Here is a 1,560-nt window from a genome sequence, read left to right on the forward strand (position 1 = left end):
GAATTTATTTCTTCTTATATTATCATGGTATTCTTTCAAATATGTATCAATTCGTTCTTGTCATTCTATGAAATCAATAACTTATCATTCATCAGTGCACTTGTATCATTGATTCTTATAACTCTCCTTTGTTTTATCACAAAGCGAAATCATTTAATCATTAATAACTCTATTTTGATTATTCTATCTTCTGTCTGTATATTATTATCAGCACAGCTTGTCTTATTGACTAATCTCTACATTTCTATGAATAAGAGTATAAAATGGAATATCATTTTATTTCTCATTACATCACTATTATTGATGCTCTTACTATATTTCTGTTTGAAAATGAATTATGAAAAGAAAAAAGAAGACATATCAAAACAGAATCTAGAAACAATCATCCAGCTGCAGCAGTCATATCTTTCTTCTTATACACATAAATATCAGGAACTTAGAAAATTCAAGCATGATTACAATAAACAGATTCTTATGATTAAGGACTATTATTTAAACCAACAGGATCAATTACTTCCTTATTTAGATACTCTCAGTCATCACTTATATAAGTCCAATAATGATTCACAAAATCATATCATTAATATGCTGTATCAGTATTTCAAAGAGGAATATCCTCAAGTCCATAGTCATATAGATGATCAAATACTAGGAACTATCACAATGGATGATTCTAAGCTATCATCACTAATTTATAACCTATTTAAAAATAGTTTTGAAGCATCTTCTAAAACAACAGATAGTAATGTTTCTATCTCTTTAAAAAACAAAAACAACAATCTATATATACAAATAAAGAACTCAATTGATCAGCCTGTCACTCTTAAAGAAGGCTATACAAGTAAAGAAAATAAAAATGATCATGGTATTGGACTCACAATCATCAATGAGATTGTAGATGAATATCATGGAATCAATCAATACCAGCAAACAGACCAATGTTTAGTGAATGACATCATACTCTTTGATGTGATTCACTAAACAACATCAAACTGCATTTTACAACAATTCCATGTAAGTGCAGTTTTTATTATGTTAGAGTGCATGTGAAAGAGAGATTACTATGAAAAAAGCTATTATTATCATCTTTTGTATCCTTACATGTAACTTCTTTTCTGTAAGCTATACCCTCACAAGCCATGAATACTTTAATCATATTGTATATGCAGAAAAAGAATTACCTGGCTTTTATTCTATTCAAATTCCTCATGATATTATGAATAATGATTCGACTCAAATATTGCATACTGTAGAGAATTGTTTAGATAAATATCAGGGTAATTTGTTTATCACGAAGAATAAGGATAACCATTACAAGAAATATGTTTATCTTACTCATGATAAGAATCAATATTTAAAGTCTACTCCTATGTTTGATCATACATTCACTTTTAATATTTATACGCTAGATAAACTATTAAGTGATGGATACCAGCTAGAAGGAGAAGTACATGTCACCTTTCCAAATGAACAGTCTTTCAATCAATTTAAAAATGAGATGAATGCGATATTACATATATCTATAAAAGACCTCAATGACTCAAGCGGACAGGTAGATTA

Annotated in this window: 2 protein-coding genes; both read left to right on the plus strand. The window is 28.3% G+C overall.

Annotated features, from left to right (window positions below):
• Window positions 1–981, plus strand: a 981-nt coding sequence (locus tag ACT8VG_RS11110; RefSeq protein WP_444195923.1) for a GHKL domain-containing protein, incomplete at its 5' end; no start/stop codon positions are given.
• An 82-nt stretch (window positions 982–1,063) separates the two neighbouring features.
• The coding region (locus ACT8VG_RS11115) for a hypothetical protein (RefSeq protein ID WP_444195924.1) at window positions 1,064–1,560 on the plus strand (497 nt) is incomplete at its 3' end.

The organism is Catenibacterium sp. (genome assembly GCF_052354645.1).
In the GTDB taxonomy this organism is placed as follows: domain Bacteria; phylum Bacillota_I; class Bacilli_A; order Erysipelotrichales; family Coprobacillaceae; genus Catenibacterium; species Catenibacterium mitsuoka_A.